18 protein-coding genes, 1 tRNA gene and 1 pseudogene are annotated in these 19,216 nt (G+C 70.5%); 7 read left to right on the top strand and 13 right to left on the bottom strand.

Features of this window, described 5'->3' with window-relative positions; all coding sequences use genetic code 11:
- Positions 1–32: 32 nt before the first annotated feature.
- The 5 genes from QQY66_RS42125 to QQY66_RS42105 are packed head-to-tail and all read right to left on the bottom strand — an operon-like array spanning position 33 to position 5,921.
- Positions 33–1,244 carry an MFS transporter gene (locus tag QQY66_RS42125; protein ID WP_301985688.1) on the bottom strand — a complete coding sequence of 404 codons (1,212 nt, stop codon included), beginning with the start codon at positions 1,242–1,244 and terminating at the stop codon, positions 33–35.
- The gene (locus QQY66_RS42120) at positions 1,241–2,992 is read right to left on the bottom strand and encodes an ABC transporter permease subunit (RefSeq protein WP_301985687.1); all 1,752 of its coding nucleotides are present in this window, start codon (positions 2,990–2,992) and stop codon (positions 1,241–1,243) included. The genes QQY66_RS42125 and QQY66_RS42120 overlap by 4 nt, the downstream gene beginning before the upstream one ends.
- Positions 2,993–2,995: 3 nt before the next feature.
- A complete protein-coding gene (locus tag QQY66_RS42115) occupies positions 2,996–4,483 on the bottom strand; it encodes an ABC transporter substrate-binding protein (protein WP_301985686.1) in 1,488 nt (495 codons plus the stop codon).
- Positions 4,480–5,019 (bottom strand): GNAT family N-acetyltransferase, encoded by a 540-nt coding sequence (locus QQY66_RS42110; RefSeq protein WP_301985685.1) that lies wholly within the window; start codon positions 5,017–5,019, stop codon positions 4,480–4,482. The genes QQY66_RS42115 and QQY66_RS42110 overlap by 4 nt, the downstream gene beginning before the upstream one ends.
- 53 nt (positions 5,020–5,072) lie before the next feature.
- Positions 5,073–5,921, bottom strand: a complete 849-nt coding sequence (locus QQY66_RS42105; protein WP_301985684.1) for an alpha/beta fold hydrolase — start codon at positions 5,919–5,921, stop codon at positions 5,073–5,075.
- A 197-nt stretch (positions 5,922–6,118) separates the two neighbouring features.
- Between QQY66_RS42105 and QQY66_RS42100 the strand changes: the two genes are divergently transcribed.
- The 4 genes and pseudogenes from QQY66_RS42100 to QQY66_RS42085 all read left to right on the top strand — a co-directional run.
- Entirely contained in the window at positions 6,119–6,760 is a 642-nt protein-coding gene (locus tag QQY66_RS42100) for a DNA alkylation repair protein (RefSeq protein ID WP_301987675.1), read from the top strand.
- A gap of 194 nt (positions 6,761–6,954) precedes the next feature.
- Positions 6,955–8,157, top strand: a complete 1,203-nt coding sequence (locus tag QQY66_RS42095) for a hypothetical protein (RefSeq protein ID WP_301985683.1) — start codon at positions 6,955–6,957, stop codon at positions 8,155–8,157.
- Positions 8,158–8,213: 56 nt separating this feature from the next.
- Positions 8,214–8,696 (top strand): hypothetical protein, encoded by a 483-nt coding sequence (locus tag QQY66_RS42090; protein WP_301985682.1) that lies wholly within the window; start codon positions 8,214–8,216, stop codon positions 8,694–8,696.
- Positions 8,697–8,771: 75 nt separating this feature from the next.
- Positions 8,772–8,975, top strand: a pseudogene (locus QQY66_RS42085) (chitinase); the annotation flags it as partial.
- Between the two features lie 50 nt (positions 8,976–9,025).
- Here the strand turns inward: QQY66_RS42085 and QQY66_RS42080 are convergent.
- The 3 genes from QQY66_RS42080 to QQY66_RS42070 all read right to left on the bottom strand — a co-directional run bounded on the left by QQY66_RS42080 (position 9,026) and on the right by QQY66_RS42070 (position 10,422).
- Positions 9,026–9,154, bottom strand: a complete 129-nt coding sequence (locus QQY66_RS42080) for a hypothetical protein (protein WP_301985681.1) — start codon at positions 9,152–9,154, stop codon at positions 9,026–9,028.
- Positions 9,151–9,450, bottom strand: a complete 300-nt coding sequence (locus QQY66_RS42075; RefSeq protein ID WP_301985679.1) for a hypothetical protein — start codon at positions 9,448–9,450, stop codon at positions 9,151–9,153. The genes QQY66_RS42080 and QQY66_RS42075 overlap by 4 nt, the downstream gene beginning before the upstream one ends.
- 165 nt (positions 9,451–9,615) lie before the next feature.
- Positions 9,616–10,422, bottom strand: coding sequence for a YhjD/YihY/BrkB family envelope integrity protein (locus tag QQY66_RS42070; protein WP_301987674.1), 807 nt, complete (start codon positions 10,420–10,422; stop codon positions 9,616–9,618).
- Between the two features lie 727 nt (positions 10,423–11,149).
- Between QQY66_RS42070 and QQY66_RS42065 the strand changes: the two genes are divergently transcribed.
- Positions 11,150–11,752, top strand: a complete 603-nt coding sequence (locus tag QQY66_RS42065; protein WP_301985678.1) for a methyltransferase dimerization domain-containing protein — start codon at positions 11,150–11,152, stop codon at positions 11,750–11,752.
- A 410-nt stretch (positions 11,753–12,162) separates the two neighbouring features.
- Here QQY66_RS42065 and QQY66_RS42060 read toward each other — a convergent pair whose 3' ends face one another.
- The 4 genes from QQY66_RS42060 to QQY66_RS42045 form a co-directional block, all read right to left on the bottom strand.
- On the bottom strand, positions 12,163–14,361 hold the full coding sequence (locus QQY66_RS42060) for a tetratricopeptide repeat protein (RefSeq protein WP_301985677.1): 2,199 nt from the start codon (positions 14,359–14,361) through the stop codon (positions 12,163–12,165).
- A gap of 168 nt (positions 14,362–14,529) precedes the next feature.
- Positions 14,530–14,664, bottom strand: coding sequence for a hypothetical protein (locus tag QQY66_RS42055; RefSeq protein WP_301985676.1), 135 nt, complete (start codon positions 14,662–14,664; stop codon positions 14,530–14,532).
- Positions 14,665–14,807: 143 nt separating this feature from the next.
- Positions 14,808–14,892 (bottom strand) — tRNA-Leu (locus QQY66_RS42050).
- A gap of 227 nt (positions 14,893–15,119) precedes the next feature.
- Complete coding sequence (locus QQY66_RS42045; protein ID WP_301985675.1) at positions 15,120–15,797, bottom strand: GntR family transcriptional regulator; 678 nt, start codon at positions 15,795–15,797, stop codon at positions 15,120–15,122.
- 322 nt (positions 15,798–16,119) lie between these two features.
- Here QQY66_RS42045 and QQY66_RS42040 point away from each other — a divergent pair, with 322 nt between their 5' ends.
- Together QQY66_RS42040 and QQY66_RS42035 are read left to right on the top strand one after the other, a co-directional pair.
- Positions 16,120–17,091 carry a 2-dehydropantoate 2-reductase gene (locus tag QQY66_RS42040; RefSeq protein WP_301985674.1) on the top strand — a complete coding sequence of 324 codons (972 nt, stop codon included), beginning with the start codon at positions 16,120–16,122 and terminating at the stop codon, positions 17,089–17,091.
- Positions 17,092–17,404: 313 nt separating this feature from the next.
- On the top strand, positions 17,405–17,830 hold the full coding sequence (locus QQY66_RS42035) for a PAS domain S-box protein (RefSeq protein WP_301985673.1): 426 nt from the start codon (positions 17,405–17,407) through the stop codon (positions 17,828–17,830).
- 77 nt (positions 17,831–17,907) lie between these two features.
- Here QQY66_RS42035 and frc read toward each other — a convergent pair whose 3' ends face one another.
- Positions 17,908–19,164, bottom strand: a complete 1,257-nt coding sequence (frc, locus tag QQY66_RS42030; protein WP_301985672.1) for a formyl-CoA transferase — start codon at positions 19,162–19,164, stop codon at positions 17,908–17,910.
- Positions 19,165–19,216 lie beyond the last annotated feature (52 nt).

The raw sequence follows: 19,216 nt of genomic DNA, 5'->3' as shown, positions 1-19,216 counted from the left end.
CCCGGTGTAGAGCCGAACTTCCAGCGGAGCGCTCAGCCGCGGCGCGGCAGCAGTCCGATCGCCGCGACCGGCACAGCGGCCAGCACCAACCAGGGCACGGCCGGATGCAGCCCGCTGTCCAGCAGCGACCCGGTGGCCGAGCTGCCGACCAGCACGATCAGACCAGACACCGAAGACAACGCCCCGGTGTAGAGGCCGAGCCGCCCCTCCTCCGCGAGGTCGGGCACCCAGGCCCGGGCGACGGGCGCGACGAGCATCTGGCCGAGGGTGAGCAGCACCACGAAGCCCGCCGCGGGCAGCAGTCCCGCGATGCCGGTCCAGCCGGCGGGCCGGGCGGCGGCCACGACCGCGAACCCGGCGGCGATCAGCAGCAGTCCGGCCACCATCGACCGGCGCATCTCCAGCCGCTCCCCCACCCACCGGGTGACCGGCAGCTGGGCCGTCACCACCAGCAGCGACGACAGCGCGAACAGCCAGGCCAGCGGCGCCTGCGAACCGGCCGCGCGCTCCACCTCCGCGGGCAGGGCCAGATAGAGCTGGTTGTAGGCGAGCAGATAGGCGCCGTATCCGCAGCACAGCGCGAGGAAGCGGCGGTTGCGGACCAGCAGCTTCATACCGCCCCGGACTTCGACGCGGGTTCGCCCCGGGATGTGCTGCGGCAGCAGCCACGCGTGCCCGGCGAGGACGAGGACGAAGATTCCCGCTCCGGCCAGACAGACCGTCCGGAAGTCCACCGACAGCAGCAGCCCGCCCAGCAGCGGCCCGACGAACGCCCCCGCCTGCCCGGCCACGGTGAACAGCGCCAGCACGCGCGTGCGCGAGCCGCCGCCCGACTCCTCCCACACCACCGCCTGCCGGGCGACCTCGGACTCCACGGCCGGCGAGAACAGCGCGGCGGCGAACCCGATGAGCAGCACGGCGCCGATGACGGACCAGGTCTCGTGCGCGTACCCCAGCCAGGCGAACCCGGCGATCCGCAGCGCACAGCCCGCGAGCACCACGGGCCGGATGCCGTACCGGTCGGCCAGCGCCCCGCCCACCACGAACAGCCCCTGCTGGCTGAAGGTCCTCAGGCCCAGTACGAACCCGACCAGCCAGCCCGCCAGGCCGATCCCCTGCCCCAGGTGCTCGGCGAGGAAGGGCAGGACGGCGTAGAAGCCGATGTTGAAGGCGAGTTGGGTGAGGATCAGCAGGTGCAGCAGTGGCGACAGGCGGGCGCGAGGGCCGAGCGTCAGGGTGGTCATCGGGTTTCCGTTCCGGAAGCAGCCAACTCCCTCTGCTTCAAAGGCTGTTGGACCACTTTGGTACGGGCCGCGGTCACCGCGAGTGCCCCGAGCAGGGCGAGTACGGCGGCGGGGGCGAGGACCGCCCAGGGGGCGCGTTCGGCGTAGGGCTGGTTCTCGGCGAGCAGCAGGCCCCACTCCGGGGACGGCGGCTGGGCACCGAGGCCGAGGAAGGCGAGCGAGGCGAGGGCCAGGGCGGTGCCGGGCAGGCGCAGCAGGGCGTGGCGGGTGACGGGTGGGAGGACGGCGGGGAGCAGGTCGCGGCGGAGCACATACCAGCGGTCGGCGCCGAGGGCGCGGGTGGCGGTGATGTGGAGGGCGGCGCGTTCCTGCCGCAGCAGCGCGGAGGTGTGGGCGGCCAGCGGCGCCCATGCGACGGCGCTCACGGCGAGCGCGGGCGTGAGCGTGCCGCTGCCCGCGACGGCGGTGACGAGGAGCGCGAGGAGGACCGGCGGCACGGCGTTGACGGTGTCGACGAGCGGCCCGGACACCCGGGGCACCAGTCCGAGGAGTACGCCGGTCAGCAGCGCGGCGGTGCCGATCGCGAGGGCGAGCAGCAGGGTGTCGAGGGCGCCGTGGCCGACCCGGGCGAGTACGTCCCGGCCGAGCGCGTCGGTGCCGAACGGGTGGGCCGGGGAGGGCGCTTGGAGGCGTTGCCCGGTGTCGAGGGCGAGCGGGTCGCGGGGCAGGCCGAGCGCCACGACGCCGAGGAGCAGGCCGCCGTAGACGAGGGGCAGGATGCCGCGGGTGGGCGGGGCCGGCCGGTGCGGGGAGGTCAGGGCGCTGTCGCGCAGGGCGGGGCCGATCAGCCGGCGGGTGAGGAGGCTCGCGGCGCCCGCGGCCACGGCGGCGAGCAGGACGAGGGCGAGCGTGCCGGCCTGGAGGACGGGAAGGTCCTGGGCGAGGGCGGCCTGGAGGGTGGTGCGGCCGAGGCCGGGGATGTCGAAGATCTGCTCCACGGCGACGGAACCGCCGGTCAGGCCGACGACGAACAGGCCGGTGTTCGGCAGCAGTCCGGGCAGGCAGCGGCGCAGCGCGTGCCGGGCGATCCTCCCCTGGGGTATTCCGCGGGCGTCGGCGGCCTGCGCCCAGGGCTCGGCGAACGCGCCGGGCAGCAGGTCGTCGAGGAGCCGCCCCAGCACGGCCCCGGCGGGCAGACCGAGGGCGAGCGCGGGCAGCACCGTGTACTGGGGGCCGTACCAGCCGAGCGCGGGCAGCCAGCCCAGCTGGACTCCGACGACCGTCGCGAGCACGGACGCGGTGAGGAACTCGGGCAGCGCGGCGAGGACGGCGGAGCCGCTGCCACCCGTGCGCCGCCGTCGCCGACCGCGCCACAGGGTGCGGGCGCAGATCACCCCCGCCGTGACCACGGCGACCGCGAGCGACACCGCCATCAGCAGCAGGGACACACCGAGCGCCTGGAGCACATCGGGCATGACCTCGTTGCCCGACAGCCACGACCGGCCCGCGTCCCCGCGCCAGAGCCCGCCCAGCCACTGGCCGAGCAGATGCAACGGGCCGGCGTCCAGGCCGAGTTGGGCGCGGATGTCCGCCAGCACCTCGGGCGTGGGGTCACGGTCGGCCGACCGGGCCTTGAGCACGGTGAGCGCCGGATCGGTCCGCGCCAGCCACGGCAACAGGCCGATCGCGCACACCAGGGCAAGGGCGAGTCCGGCCCGCCACAGGAGCGTGGCCGTGTACTGCCGCATCCGTCAGCGCCGGGTGCCGGTGCCGACGAGGGTGCGCTCGTACGGGTCGAGGAGCGCCCCGCTGACCGAGCTGCCCACGCCGGTGATGATCTGCTGGTGGACCAGCGGAACGACGGCGTCGGTGCCGAGAGCCGCCGCCTCGGCCGCCATCGCCGCGTCCTGCCGCTCGTCGGTGTCGGCAGTGCCCTCAGCCTTCGCGACCACCGCGTCGACGCCCTTGTCGCAGAGCTGTGCGATGTTGAAGCCGCCGTCGCAGGTGTAGTCGCTGGCGAGTACGGCCACGGGGTCGCCGGTGTCCACGAGCGTGTTGCGGGCGAGCACGACGGCGTCGAACTTCCCGTCCAGCGCGTTGCTCTCCAGCCGCGAGTACTCGCGCACCTCCAGCTCGGCCTTGAACCCGGCCTTCTCCAGCTGCTGTTTCAACACCTGGGCGACTTCCGGGAGTTCGGGCCGGTTGTCGTACGTGGCGATGGTGACCGTCGCTCCGCCCGGTGCCGCGGCCTTCGCGCGCCCGGTGGGCTGGGTCCGCTTGCCCTCGGCCCAGGTCACGGCGGGTCCGTAGATGCCGGCGCCGGCGTCGGCGTATCCCTCGTAGACGCCGTCGGCGAGCGCGGAGGTGTCGATGGCCGCGCGGGCGGCGGCGCGCAGCTTCGGATCCTTGAAGGGGCCGGACCCGGTGTTGAGCTGCAGGCTGGTGGTGCGGGTCGTCGCCGTGGCCTTGCGGGTGTCCTCGTCGAGGGTCGCCGCCTGGGCGACCGGGACCGCCTCGGCGAGGTCGGCCTCGCCGGTGCGCAGGGCGCTGGTGCGGGCGGTGCCGTCGGCGATGAACTTCACGTCGACGCCGGAGGCCTGGGCTCGGCCGCCCCAGTAGTCGTCGAAACGGTCGAGGGTGGCGGCGGTGCTGCCGGTCACCTTGGTGAGCGCGAAGGGTCCGGTGGCGGTGCCCACCGGGTCGACGCGGTCCTTGCCGTCGTACGCCTTCGGAGAGAGCACAGCGAGGCTGGGGCTGGACAGACGCAGCGGCAGTACGGGGTCGGCGACTTCGGTGGTGATGCGGACACCGGTGCTGCCCTCGGCCTTCGCGGTGAGCGTGACGCCGGAGAGTGCGGCGGGCTCGGGCTTGGCCTCGGTGGCGTGGGTGAGGGCTTCGGCGACGGCGGATGGGGATACGTCCGTGCCGTCCTGGAAGGTGGCCTCGCGCAGGGTGAACAGCCAGGTGCGGTCGTTCTCCCGCTTCCAGGAGGCGGCGAGCGCGGGGGCCGCGGAGCCGTTGGCATCCAGGGCGGTCAGGCTCTCGGTGACGCCGAGACGGCTGAGGATCGTGGCGTCGGCGCCGTAAGGGGAGAGGTTCTCCGCGGGCGGGAAGGCGAGGGCGACCCGCAGCCGGGAACCGGCGTCCGCGTCGTCGGTGGAGTCGCCGTTGGAGGCGAAGCAGCCGGTGAGGACCGGGACGAGCAGCAGGGCGGCGAGGATACGGCGCACGCGGGTCACCGCCCCATCGGTATCTCGAAGTGCACGATGCCCTGACCGCCGCCGGCGTCCTCACGCTCGTCGTGCACGACCTTCCCCAGCGACCGCCAGAAGCCCTCCGCGCCCGGCACCGCAGGATCCGTGTGCAGATAGACGGCCCGGTACCCGCCGTCGGCCGCCGCGAACGCCATCAGCTCCCCGACGAGTCGCCGGGCGAGCCCGCGCCTGCGGTGCTCGGGGCGGACGTACACCCGACGGACCTGCGCCGTCTCACCGGACGGAAAGCGCTCGGCGACATGCCGCGGGTTCGGCGGATGGGCCGGACCCCGTGAGTCGAGCGCGGCCGTGGCGACGACCTCGCCCTCGTCGTCGACCGCCACGAGCAGGGTGTGGCGGGCCGGGGCCAGATAGGCGCCGGCCGGGTCGATGATGTCGGCGTGCCAGCGGGGCACGTATCCGCTGCCGAAGTCTCGGTACACGGTGTCGAGCATCACGGCTCGCGCACCGTCCAGGTCGTCCGGGCCTGCCGCCCTGATGCTGTAGTCACGCACTTGCACATCATATGCAGTAAGTGCGTGAGGTGATCACCGGGCCCAAAGATGATCGACGATCACCGGGCCGATGCGAGAAACCCCGCCACGGCCGCAGCACACCACTCGGCATCATCGAGCCACGGAAAGTGCCCGGCCCTCGGCTGTACGACCATCCGCGCATCCGGGAACAGCGCGGCGAACTCCGCCATCACCCGAGGCGGAGCGGCCATGTCGACCTCACCCGCGAGCACGAAGACGGGCGCCCCGACCTCGGCGAGGGCCTTGCGGGTTACGTCCGGGGTGAAGGCCCCCTCGGCACCGAAGGCGGCCATCACCTCGCCGTTGTCCTCCGCCTCCGAGGCGGCCTGGTGGGCGCGGGCGGTCTCGTCCCAGCGGCCGTAGGAGAAGGGCGCGATCGCCTGCCAGCTCGCGGCGGTGGGCCTGCCCGCGACGATCTCTTCCAGCGCCGCGTACGCCTCCGGGAACCACGATTCGCCCCTGCGCAGCTCCGCGATCTCCCGTCGGTCCTCACCGGTGCTCGGAATGCCGACGGCCCGGACGCTCGGAGTGATCAGCACGAGCCTGCTGATCCGATCGGGGTGGCGAGCCGCGTACTGCACCGCGACGTTGGCGCCTCCGCAGTGGGCCAGCAGGTCGACGCGGTCGAGGCCGAGGTGGGCCCGAAGGGCCTCGACGTCGTCGACCATGCGATCGCAGCGGCAGCCGGCCAGGTCCGTCGGGGTCGCCGACTCGCCGGTGCCGCGGAGGTCCAGCCTGATCAGCCGCCGGTGTGCGGAGAGGCCGCCCAGATCACCGAGGTAGGCGGACGCGGCCGGGCCGCCGGGCAGGCAGAGCACGGGAGGACCGGTCTCTCCGGACACGTGGAAGGCGAGCGTGGTTCCGTCGGGCACGGAGAAGGTCGGCATGTGCGCGAGCCTGACAGGGGGATCGTGGCCCGGCAAACGAATTGCGCCGGGCCGCCCGCCGCCCAGTGATCACCCCAAGAGGAACCCCGGCCTGTACCTGACCGGCGTGTACGCGAGAGGCCGACTTCCTCGTAGGCTCGGCTCTCCCACATGACGGACAGGAGGCTGAGGTGGCCGAGACGACGGTGGACGAGGTGATGGCCGAGCTGGCCGAGCTGGAGGACCCCAAGGCACGCGAGGTGAACGAGAGACACGGCGACGATCACGGGGTGAACCTCGGCAAGCTGCGCGCGCTCGCGAAGCGGCTGAAGACACAGCAGGAACTCGCGTGCCGGCTCTGGGAGACGGACGACACGGCGGCGAAACTGCTGGCGCTCCTGATCTGCCGCCCGAAGGCCTTCGAGCGGGACGAGTTGGACACCATGCTGCGCGAGGCGCGCACACCCAAGGTGCACGACTGGCTCGTGAACTACGTGGTGAAGAAGAACCCGCACGCCGAAGAGCTGCGGCTGGCCTGGTCCGCCGACCCCGATCCGGTCGTCGCGAGTGCGGGCTGGGCGCTGACCGTCGAACGCGTGGCGAAGAAGCCCGAGGGCCTCGACCTCGCAGGACTGCTCGACGTCATCGAGGCGGAGATGAAAGACGCCCCGGAGCGCCTGCAGTGGGCGATGAACCACTGCCTGGCCCAGATCGGCATCGAGCACGCCGAACACCGGGCCCGCGCACTCGACATCGGTGAGCGCCTGGAAGTGCTCAAGCACTACCCGACTTCCCCCGGCTGCACCTCTCCGTTCGCGCCCATCTGGATCACCGAGATGGTGAGCCGACAGCGCGACTAGACGGTGACCGGGTGCGTCACGGCCACCGTTTTTCTCCGCAACTGCGCCCCCGCACTTCGCTTGCAACGCTCTGTGCCCCGGTCGAAACGCTGTCGTGAAAGGGATGCGAAAGCACAAAAGGTGCCGAGAGTCCGCACGAGGCTGGTGATGCACGACCAAGGACCACAGCCCGCGATGGATTCCAAGGGGGAGCCATGCGACGCGCATTAGGGTGCATAGCCGCCGCGGCAGCCGCAGTACTGACGCTGTCGCTCAGCCCGCCGTCGGCGGCGGCCGAGACACCGGCACCGGACACCGAGGCAACCACGCAACCCGCGCCCACGGCAGCCGCCGCCTTGCCGGAGGAGCCGGACGCGAACTTCGTCGAGCAGTGCCAGAACGACCCCGAGTCGAACAGCGAACAGGGCCGGGTGTGGAACCGTGGCGTGTGGTGCCAGCACACCACGAGCTACGGCGAGATCGTCACCAACGGTTCCGTCAGCAGAGCGGACATCACCTACACCGCACTGGCCTACGCCGACCCCGCGGACCGCAAGGTGCGGGTCTTCTTCCAGGTCGACGACTTCGATACCAGCGGCGGCGTCATCAACTCGTTCACCGACATGCGCATCAGCCTCGGCTGCCAGGCCGCCCGCGACGTCACCGGCAACGACGACGGCGACAAGAACAACTGGCTGCTCACCTGGCGCGATCTGACCGGGTTCGTGTCCTGGGACATCACCTCGCAGGACCAGGGCCTCGGAGCGGAACGGGTCGCCCGCCACCGCTGGAACTTCTCCGGGCAGCTCGTCACCACCTCGGGCCAGGCGACCATCTCCGGTGTCGGCCTGGACCACCACATCCGCTGCGACTCCGCCGGGACCGCGCCCGGTTACGGCGGCTGGACGCCCCGCGCCTGCGTCAACGACGACGTGATGCCGTACATCACCTACAGCAAGTCCGGCCCGGCGGCCGGGGTCGCCCAGCACCTGGAGACCGCGCTGAACCGGCCCGTCGAGACCTATCCCAACCGGGGCACGCCGAAGACCATCCCGGGCAAGTACACCGGCGTCTGGGGCGATCCGGGCCTGCACCGGGTGGCCGTCGGCTCACCCGAGTACGTGGCGAACCGCACCGAGCAGCGGAAGATCAGGGACCGAAACGCCCCGTACAACGGCCCGGACGATCTGCCGCCCAAGCCGTCGCCCGACGTCCAGGCAGACGAGTTCCCCTTCGCCTCCACCCGCGAGGGACTCGGTGCCAAGGACGCCCAGGGCAACATCATCGGCAACGGCTCCGTGGCCTGGGTCAACGCCCAGCAGAACATCGCCGCCGGCAACCAGCTGAAAGACTTCTACAAGAACGACCGCATCCTGATGGGCGACCAGGACGAGTTCTACGTCAACATCGTCCCGTGACCGCCATCCGCATCCCATGAAAGTCACCCTCACCCCATGAAGGTCACCACCGCCTCATGAGCACCGAACAGCCGGCCGACGTCACCGAAGCGGAAGTCGTCATCGACGAGGGCCGTCTGACGGTGGAGGACCTGGACGGCGGCGGCAGCGCCGTCGCCGCCCGGGCCGCCGCCGGGGCCCCCTGGCTGCTGGCCGCGGACAACATCGTGATCCTGGTCAGTGCCTCGGACGCGCTGCTGCACTACCCGTCCGTCCGCGTCGAGTCCTGGGACCACCCCGCACCGAGGCCACCGGACGGCGCGTGGACCGACACGGGGCAGACGTCGCTCCAACTCTCCGGCGGAACCGTGGCGATCCTGCCCTTCAGCGGCGGCGCCGTCGCCGGCGATCCGCTGCCGGTGGGCCCACCCGGCCGCTACGCCGTACGGGCCCACAGAACCGGTGGCGACACACTCGACGCCCTCCTGACCGACGATCCGGACGCCGTCCCGCACGGCATCGAACGGTTCCTGCTCCAGTTCTGGCCCTTGCGGCAGTGACCATGATCTCTTCGCGGTACCCCAGGGCTTCGGAGGCGCGGACGACCCGCCGTCCCGACTTCCGGCTCACGCAACTGGAACACGCAGACCGGGCCCGGGACCATGACGCCGCACGACGCCATGGTCGACAGCCCCGGATTCGGCGAGACCATCCGCGGCATCAACGGCAGCCTGGAGTGCAACGGCGGAAATCCGTCGCAGGTACAGAGCCGCATCGACAAGTACCAGCAGTTCACGCGGATCCTGGGCGTGGCCCCGGGCGGCAACCTCAGCTGCTGACGCCCGCCCGTCGGGAAGCGCGCCCCGCCTCGCGGGCGGGGCGCGGTCCCTCAGCCCCAGTCGATGTTGAAGCTGGAGATGAACCCGTTCAGGGCCGTGGGGACGGTCTTGTTGCTGTCGCTGTTCATCTGGAAGGCGAACTTGGTGGCCCGGCCGGCCGTGGACTCCTTGCCGATCAAGGCTTCACCTCTCGCTTGTCGTCCCGCTTCTCGCGCGTGGCCAGGAGGAAGAAGACCGCGAACACCAGCAGCGTGGCGACCACGACGAGACCGAGCGCGGAGGCCCTGCCGTAGTCGCCCTGCTGGGTGATCTTGATCATCCAGGTGGTCACGATGTGCGTCTCGTCGTTGGGTCCGCCGCCGGTCATCCCGAAGATCAGGTTGGGGAAGTTGAAGATCCAGATGACCCGCAGCAGCACGGTCAGCGCGAGGGTGACCCTGATGTACGGGATCGTCGAGACGCTCTTCTCCCTCATCGAGGCCCTGGAGGCCACCCCCGAACCGCGCCCGCTCCCGCAAGTACCAGGTCTTCACCCTCCCCGAGGGCCCGGAGCTGCGCCGCAAGAGCGACGCGCAGGCCCACGTCGCACAGACGGAGCGGTGGCTGCGGGCGTTCATGCCGCCCGTCGAGGAGGTCTGATTCAGCGCTTTCGGGACCGGGGGTGAGGGTGCGGATGCGGGATGTGGTGCGGTTCGTGGAGGTACCAGTAGCGGCCGACGAGGGCGCCGCCGAAGACGACGAAGCCGACACCGACGAGCCAGGACGTCACGATCAGGACGGTGCCGACCGAACCGTACGAGTCCGCGTTGCTCACGATGAGCGGGGAGAAGACCAGGGAAGAGAACAGCCGCAGACCGCCCAGGCCCACCATCGTGGCAATGGCGCCCGGCAGAAGGGCGCGCCAGGGGATCCGGCCGCCCAGCAGGAAGCGCTGCCCCCACCAGAAGAAGAGCACGCCGAGCAGCGTGCTCAGCGCGATCCGCGTCCATGACCGCAGGGTTCCCGGCCCCAGGGCGGCCCCGCTCTGCGCTTCGGCGAAGAGGTAGGCCGTCAGAACGACAAGCCACACCACGCGTCGCCATACGGTGTGCCAGCGCCCGGCCGACAGGTCCCACACCTTTTCGTAGCCGGTCTGGACACTGCCCGCGAACGGCACGCCGAAGAGCGCGAGCAGCACCACGCTCAGGACGCTGATCGTGCTCAGGACCTTGCGGGGTGCGGCGAAGAGGTCCTGCACGGCGTCGGCGGAGCGCCCGGACAGCCCCATGCCGTCCACGACCCACAGGGCGAAGCCTCGTTCCTGGATCGGGGCCGCCGCGACCACGATCAGCAGCGGGGCGATCGTCACCAGTCCGAGGGCCGCGAAGCCCATGGCCCGGTGCATCAGCTCCACTTCCCTGCCGCGCCGCCATACACGCGTACCCCTGACGTGGAAGAAGCGGCCCACTTCCCTCGACCGGTGGCTGCGGGTGCGGGTGCGCGGGTGATCCGCGTTCGTGTCGGGCCGGTCGTGGGCCGGGGAACCCGGAGGCTCAGGCGCCCCGGAGGAATCCCGGGCACCCGGTGAGCCGGACGACTGGGACGGGCCCGTGGGACCGGCCGGTTCCACGGGTCGGCCGGACGGGTCATGTCCGCCGCCGTTACGCCCCTGGCCGGGGGAGCCGCGACAAGCCTGCTGGAGTGGCGACACGACCGCGTGGCGCATGCCTGGTCACCTCGTCCTGTTCCCGTGCACCGGCGTACTCGTCCCGCACCGGGCGGGCCCGTGCATCGCGAGCGGCTGCTTCCAGCGTGCTCCGCCTGCTCCGGATGCGCGACCGACTCAGCGGCTCGGCGGGGCCCGGCGGGCGATACCCCGAGTTACAGACCGTCGCGAACCATGACGGCGACGATCTCGCGCCGGGCGGTCCGCTCGTTCAGGTAGCTGCCGTTGCCGAAGTGGATGGTTCCGTTGATGTTGCCGTCGGCGGTGGGCACGCCCGGGTCGTAGCGGACGGTGATGTTCCTGCCCAGCTGGTGAAGGACCGGCGCACGGTTGTCTGCACCCCCTTGATCAGCAGCGCGCTCGGGAGGCGTCCCGCCCGCTGAACGACGGACCAATCTCGGACTCACAGCCGCTGTCCTCGCATCGGACGACGAAGGGAGACGTCGGTGAGTGAGCACTGATCACACGGATGACGGGACTCATCACCGGCGCCTGGGCCGCCCAGGCCGTCAGCGTCGCGGCCACGCTGGGAGTGGCCGACCAGCTCGCGCGGGGACCCCACCGTGCCGAGGAGATCACCGAAGCGGTGGACGCGGACCCCGACGCCCTGTACCGGCTCCTGCGCGCGCTGTCCGGACTCGGCCTCGTCGAGGAGTCCGGTGACCGCCGCTTCACCCTCACCGAGCTTGGCGAGCCGCTCCGGACTGATGCGCCGGCGTCCCTGCGCGGGCTCGCCATCATGGTGGGCGCGCCCTGGCACCGCCGCATCTGGACCGAGCTGTTGGAGAGCGTGCGCACCGGCGACGCCGCCTTCGTACGGCTCTTCGGCGGTGGGGAGTACTTCGACGCGCACCCCGAGGACGGCGAGGTACTCAACAACGCGCTCGCGGCCGTGCTGTCCGGTCGTCCCAAGGCTCGCGGGGTGCTGTTCGACCTGCCGTCCGTCATCGAGGGTGCGGGAGCGCCGCTGCGGGAAGCCGAGGTGGCCGACCGGAGCGAACTCGTCGGCGGGGACTTCTTCGAGGCCGTGCCCCGGGCGGTGACGCCTACCTGCACTGCCCTGCCGCGATGAACGACGGTGGCCACGTCCTGCTGTGTGAAGCCCTCGTTCCCGAAACGCTCAACGAACCCGGCAGCGCACGGCAGCGGAGTTCGAACAGCTGCTCCGGCAGGCGGACTTGAAGTCGGCGGGCGTCACCTCGGGCGCGGGCGGGTTCAGCATCCTCGACGCGGTGGCCGCGTAGCGAGCACGGTTCGCACCTGCGGGCCGGCAGGCACAGTCCCATCAGCGCGCCCAGGAGCAGGTCGTACTCGGCGCTGTAGTACTCCGCCAGAACGACGGGACCGAAACCGTCCCCTCCTCAGCCAACCGCCGCACCTTTCTCCTCCGGCAGGGGCGCGACCGCGTGGCCTGTCCGGCACAAATGCCGCAGGGCCGCGGCGACTTCGCGGTGAGAGCGGTGCCGGGCGCCTCATGACCTCTCATTTCCCGGACGATGCCAGCCAGTCGCGGATCTCGCGGGCGTACGGGTGTTCCGGGGCGAGGGAAAGTGCGTGCTCGCAGTCCGTGACGGCGTCATCGTGGCGCCCGAGGTGGTGCTGTACGCGCGCCCGGTTCGCCCAGATCAATGGTGATTCCGGCTCGATTGCGAGGGCCTGGTCCGTACGCTCCAGTGCTTCGCGGTACCTGCCCCACTCCCGAAGCATGACGCCCCAGCTATTGAGCAGGTTGGCGTCGCCCGGCCACAGTGTCGCAGTGTGCCGGTACGCCGCGTCCGCCTCCTCATAGCGGCCCAGGTCCGCCAACGTGCGGGACTTGTGCCACCACGTGACCCGGTCGTCGGGGCGGATTTCCAGCACGCGGTCGAAGCAGTGGAGCGCTTGGTCGAACTCCTGGAGTTGATTGTGGGCGAGCCCGCGTGCGAGCCATCCGTTGAACCAGCGAGGCGCGATCTCCAAAGATCGATCCGCACGTGCGAGGGCCTCGGTGAACCGCTGCTGCCGGGTCAGGATCATGGACCAGGTGGAGAAGAGTTCGGCGTCGTTCGGCAGTAGCTCGGCAGCCCGCTCGAACGCCGCGTCCGCCTCCTCGTAGCGGCCGAGTTTGCCCAGCGAGTTCCCCTTGTTCCGCCAGGCAGCGCCGAGGTTCGGTGCGAGTTCCAGACAGCGGTCGAGACAGGGCAGCGCCTCCTCGTGGCGGCCGAGTTCGCTCAGTGCCCCGCCCTTGCTGACCCACAGGCTCGGTTCCCGCGCGTTCAGTTCCAGGCCACGGTCGTAGGAGGCGAGGGCGTCAACACGCCGGCCGAGGGCGACGAGCGCGAGCCCGCGGACCTGCCAGAGCTTGCTGTCCTCGACGTCGTCACCGCTGGGCGTCATGGCGAGTCCGGACTCCGCCGCTGCCAGGGCCTTCTCCGGCTGCTCCAGTTCACGGAACGCGATGCTCCGGTTGAGCCAGGTGGTGACGTCCGTGCCACGCGCGGTCGGGGAGGCGGAGGCACGACGGCCGACGATCCGCTGATGCGCGTGGTCGAGCAACTCGCGTGCCTCGGCGAAGGATGCGGGACGCCGAGCGGGGTCCGGGTCGACGCAGCGGAGAATGACCTTCGTGAGCGGGGCCGGGATCGCCCGGGCTGTCGGGGAGCGGCCGATGTGACGCTGCGCATGCCCGCCCGGTGGCGGCAGCTGGGTGGTCAGCATCTCGAAGAGCATCACGCCGAAGGCGTAGACGTCGGTCCACGCGCCGAGTTCGGCGCCGGGTCTGAACTGCTCGGGCGCCATGTAAGCCGGCGTTCCGGCGACGGTGGTGTAGATGGCGCGGGCAGAGGCCGGGGCGGCGGTCAGCCCCAGCGTCGCCTCCCGCGCCGTGCGCAGCGTGTGGGCGAGCCCGAAGTCGGTGACCTTCAGGATGCCGTCCTCGGTCACCATGCAGTTGGACGGCTTGAGATCCCGGTGGACCAGGCCCAGTTGGCGCCAGGCGTGAGCCATGCCGTCGCACAGGTGCAGGCCAAAACGGATGGCCTGGCGCGGGCTGAGCGGTCCCGTGTACAGGCGGTCGCCGAGATCGCCGCCGTCGACGTATTCCATCACCAAGCAGGGAAAGCCCTCGATGGTCTCCGCCCACAAGGCGGTGACGATGTGCGGATGCTCATCGAGGCTGACCCAGGTGGCGCCTTCCCGCAGGAAGCGCACGCGGTCGTCGTCGCTCCACAGCAGGCGGGCGTCGAACGACTTGACGGCATACACCCCCTCGTCGGTGTCCCGGACGATGTAGACGACTCCGAATCCCCCGCTGCGCACGGCCTCCACGACGTAGCGGTTGATGTCGCCGGTGTTCGACGCCCGGCTGCCCTCCAGTCGCTGGCCGACGGCGAAATTGACCCGCCGTGGGGGCAGCGGCGGCAGCGCCTGGAGCGCCTGCCGGGCCGCACGATCGCTCGCATCCAACTCGACGGCCCGGCCATAGGCACAACGCGCGGCCTCAATGCGCCCGGCACGCTGGAAGACCGACCCGAGTTCCCTGTGGATCGCCGCCTGCCCGGGGCGCAGCAGGGCCGCCCGCCCCAGCAACTCGATCGCCAGATCCAGCGCCCCCTCGCCGGCGGCGACACGTGCCCGCTCGCACAGTGCACCCGCATCCGAGCCGGACTCCTCGCCCTGCACGCGGCGCCTACGCCCCCACATCGGCGACCCCAACCCCCCGGCACAGGAACTTCCTGCCCTCGAAAGCCTGCTTTCCCCGAGAGACACCAGGCAATCGCCGGCCGGACGAAGCAATGGTGAGCAGTTCGAGCCATTCGCAGCCTCGTCCTCCGCCAGACCGCCGACGGGGCGAAAGACCACGACTCATCGTCACTCGCTCTGCGGCCGGCGGCGGGCCGCGGGGACTCCGGCCAGAGCGCCCAGCGTGACGAGCGTCGTCACGCCCGCGCCCACGAAGCACGCGTACTGCGGGGCTGTGCCCCAGAGGGAGTGTTGTGGCGGCACCAGCCCTTCTGGGTCCTGCGCCGAACCACAGGACAAGGCCGACGTCTACCAGAACCTCGGCCTCCGGCTCACCTACGGCCCCGGAAAACAGCTCGTGCGGGCCGAGGCTCGCCTCGACCCGCACAAGTTGGGGATACGGTCTGTGTCCGAGGGGGGACTTGAACCCCCACGCCCGATAAAGGGCACTAGCACCTCAAGCTAGCGCGTCTGCCATTCCGCCACCCGGACCAGGTGTCTGTCGCCTTACGGGGGCTGTTCCCCGCGGCGGCACGGACAACAATACCAAGATTTCGGGGTGCCTTTCACCTGCATATTCGTGCCCCGGACAGCGGTCCCGGCCAGGCGGCAGGAGTCATCCCTAGGTCTCACCGCGAGCAACCAGTCGGTTACACACGGCCCGGTCGCAACGCGACTGCGGGGCGGGAGAGGGCCGAGCCGACACGGTAGCCGGGCCCCTACTTCTCCCGCTCGTGGTACATCTTCCGCGTGTGCTCCGTGTGGGTCCGCATGACCGCCGTGGCGCGCTGCTCGTCGCGGGCCGCGATGGCCGCGATCAGCTCACGGTGCTCGATCCAGGACTGGGTGCCCCGCTGCCGGGCGACCGGTGTGTAGTACCAGCGGACCCGGCGGTCGACCTGCGCGGCCAGCTCCGCGAGAACCGCGTTGCCCGCGAGTTCCATGATCTTCGCGTGGAGCCGGGCGTTCATCGCGACCGCGGCGTCCACGTCGTCGGCGGCCACCGCGCACTCGCCCTCCGCGCACATCTCCTCGAGCACGGTGACGGCGGCGGCACCCGCGTTGGCCGCGGCGAGCCGGGCGGCCTCGGCCTCCAACAACGTGCGCACGGTGAGGAGTTGGTCGGCCTCCTCCTCGGTGGGCTCGTGCACGAACGCCCCCTGCGCGGGCCGCAGATCGACCCACCCCTCGGTGTTCAGCCGCTGCAGCGCCTCGCGCACCGGCTGCCGCGAGACGCCGAGGTGGCCGGCGAGTTCGCTCTCGACCATGTGCTGCCCGGGCTGCAGGGCGCGCGTGATGATGAGTTCGAGCAGCGCCTCGAAGACACGGTCGCGCAGCGGGCCGGGGCGTTCGAGCCTGGGCACCGCACCCTGCGGCAGTCCTGTCGTGGACAACATCGCGCCCCCTCCTCGCCAGCGACGTCGCTGTATACGAGAGCCAAGTATGAATTGGCTTTCGCCTACAGTCTACGGCGCACATCCCCTGGACACAGGGGAGTCGGGCTCGTCGCGGTGGGGCGCGGGGAGGCACGTACGAGCAGCTCACAAGCGCGAAGGGCGAACGCTCCAGGCGCCGCACGCGGCACGAGTGGCCGTCCGGGTGCGGTCCCCAAACCCTTGCTGCCACCACTTCCATCCTGTAGACAATATTTCGTCGACAGAGTTCGACCGAGTTTCAACAGTTCCGCGGTACACCCTCGACCGAACGGAGCGCCACACAGTGAAAGTCGCAGTCCTCGGCGCCGGAGCCATCGGCGCCTACGTCGGCGCCGCCCTGCACCGCGCAGGCGCCGACGTCCACCTCATCGCCCGTGGACCGCATTTGGCGGCCATGAGGCGCCACGGCGTGCAAGTGATCAGCCCCCGCGGCGACTTCACCGCCCACGCCCACGCCACCGACAACCCGGCCGACATCGGCCCTGTCGACTACGTCTTCCTCGGACTCAAAGCCAACTCGTACGCGGCGTGCGGGCCGCTCATCGAACCCCTGCTCCACGACACCACGGCAGTGATCGCCGCGCAGAACGGCATCCCCTGGTGGTACTTCCACCAGCACGGCGGACCACACGACGGCCACCGTGTCGAGAGTGTCGACCCCGCCGGCGCGGTCAGCGCGGTACTCGCCCCGCAGCGCGCCATCGGGTGCGTGGTGTACGCCGCGACGGAGTTGGACGGTCCGGGTGTGGTGCGGCACCTGGAAGGCACCCGGTTCTCCATCGGCGAACCCGACCGGTCGATCTCGCCACGCTGTCAGGCCTTCAGCCAGGCCATGCAGGCCGGCGGCCTGAAATGCCCGGTCGAGCCGGACCTGCGCAACGACATCTGGCTCAAACTCCTGGGCAACATCAGCTTCAACCCCATCAGCGCCCTCGCCCGCGCCACCATGCGCCAGATGTGCCACCACGGCGGCACCCGCAAAGTCATCGAAACCATGATGGGCGAAACCCTCACCGTCGCCGAAGCATTGGGCTGCCAGATCGGCATCTCGATCGAGCGCCGCCTCGCCGGCGCCGAACGCGTCGGCGACCACCGCACCTCCACCCTCCAAGACCTCGAGCGCGGCAAACCCCTCGAACTCGACGTCCTCCTCTCCGCCGTCGTCGAACTCGCCGACATCACCGGCGTCGACGTCCCCACCCTCCGCACCGTCCACGCCATCAGCGACCTCCTCGCACTCCGGACCGCCGCATGATGATGAACGTGTACGCGGGACAGGACCGCATAGCCCTATGGGCCGCGGCCACCCAGGGCTGACCGGGTTCCCCGCGACACGACGGCGGGGTCTCCAGCGGCGGGGAGCGCCCCCTGCGCCGCGGAGGCCCCGCCTCAGTCGTGCCGGAAGCCATATCGGAAATCGCGTCGGAAGCCGTGTCGGAAGTCGTGCCTGAGTGCACATGAATCCGCACGGAGAACGGCTTCCTGGATCCTGTATACAGTCCACCATCGCTCTGTATACTGTCGCTCCGTATACGTTCAGCATCCAATGGCCCCGACTCGGAGGCGACATGGAAGATCTGAATCCCGAGGTGGTGCTGGGAATGGCCGCCCAGGCGCCCGACGGCATAGTGATCATCGACAGCGAAGGACTGATCCGCTATTGGAACCAGGGTGCGGAGCGCATCTTCGGGTTCCCGGCGGGCGACGTGGACGGTCGCAGTCTGGACGTCATCATCCCCGAGAGGCACAGGAAGCGGCACTGGGACGGTTTCCAGGAGGCCATGGACCGGGGGTCCACCAAGTACGGCGAGGCGGACCTGCTGAACGTTCCCGCGCTGGCGGCGGACGGCCGCAAGCTGTCCATCGAGTTCAGCGTGGTGCTGCTGCCGTCCCCCGACGGCAGCACGTATGTCGGGGCGGTCATCCGGGACGTCACCGCGCGGCGCGAGCGGGAGCGGGAGCTGATGCGGCGGCGGGCCGAGGCGACGGTCTGAGACCCGCCGGACAGTCCCCGGACACACGGAAGCGGTCGTGGCCCGAAGGCCACGACCGCTTCCGTGTTGCCGGCGCGTCAGACGATGACGCCGCTCTCCTTCAGCCGACCGATGGTCTCCTCGTCGTAGCCCAGTTCGACCAGGACCTCGGAACTGTGCTCGCCAAGCAGCGGGGCTCCGGCGACCTCCGGCTTGAAGGAGGAGAACTTCACCGGGCTGCCGACGGTCAGGTACGTGCCCCGGCCCTTCTGCTCGACCTCGACGACGGTGCCGCTCTTGCGCAGGTCCTCGTCGTAGGCGATCTCCTTCATGCTCATCACCGGGGCGCAGGGCACCTCCCACTCACGCAGGATGTTCACCGCCTCGTACTTGGTCTTGTCCGCGAGCCACTTCTCGATCTCCGCGAAGATCTCGAAGATGTGCGACTGCCGGGCGCGCGCGGTGGCGTACTCCGGGTCCTCGGCCCACTCGGGGTGGCCGATCGCCTCGGCGGTGCGCTTCCAGTTCTGCTCCTGGAGGGTGAAGTAGATGTACGCGTTCGGGTCGTTCTCCCAGCCCTTGCACTTGAGCACCCAGCCGGGCTGGCCGCCGCCGCCGGCGTTGCCGCCGCGCGGTACCACGTCGGTGAACTCGCCGTTCGGGTACTGCGGGTACTCCTCCAGGTGGCCGACCCGCTCCAGGCGCTGCTGGTCGCGCAGCTTGACACGGCAGAGGTTGAGCACGGCGTCCTGCATGGAGACGGACACCTTCTGGCCCTTGCCGGTCTTGTTGCGGTCGATGATCGCGGTGAGGATGCCGATCGCCAGGTGCATACCGGTGTTGGTGTCACCGATGGCCGCGCCGGAGATGGTCGGCGGGCCGTCCCAGAAGCCGGTGGTGGAGGCGGCGCCGCCCGCGCACTGGGCGACGTTCTCGTAGACCTTGAGGTCGTTCCAGGACGACTGGTCGTTGAAGCCCTTGACCGAGCCGAAGATCAGGCGCGGGTTGAGCTCCTGGATGCGCTCCCAGGAGAAGCCCATGCGGTCCAGGGCGCCCGGGGCGAAGTTCTCCACCAGGACGTCGGCCTCCGTGATGAGCTTCTCCAGGACCTCCTTGCCCTCGGCGGTCTTGGTGTTGATGGCGAGGGAGCGCTTGTTGCTGTTGAGCATCGTGAAGTACAGCGCGTCGAGGTCCTCGATGTCCCGCAGCTGCTTGCGGGTGACGTCGCCGCCGTTGGGGCGCTCCACCTTCAGGACGTCGGCGCCGAACCAGGCGAGCATCTGCGTGCAGGCGGGACCGGCCTGGACCCCGGTGAAGTCGATCACCTTGATTCCGGCGAGCGGCTTTTCACTCATGTCAGCTTCCTTTTCGTGAACGTACGTGTACGGAGCGGGAGTTCGAGGAACA

This window comes from Streptomyces sp. DG2A-72 (assembly GCF_030499575.1).
Classification (GTDB): Bacteria; Actinomycetota; Actinomycetes; order Streptomycetales; family Streptomycetaceae; genus Streptomyces.
This window is presented reverse-complemented; position numbering and strand designations above follow the sequence as displayed.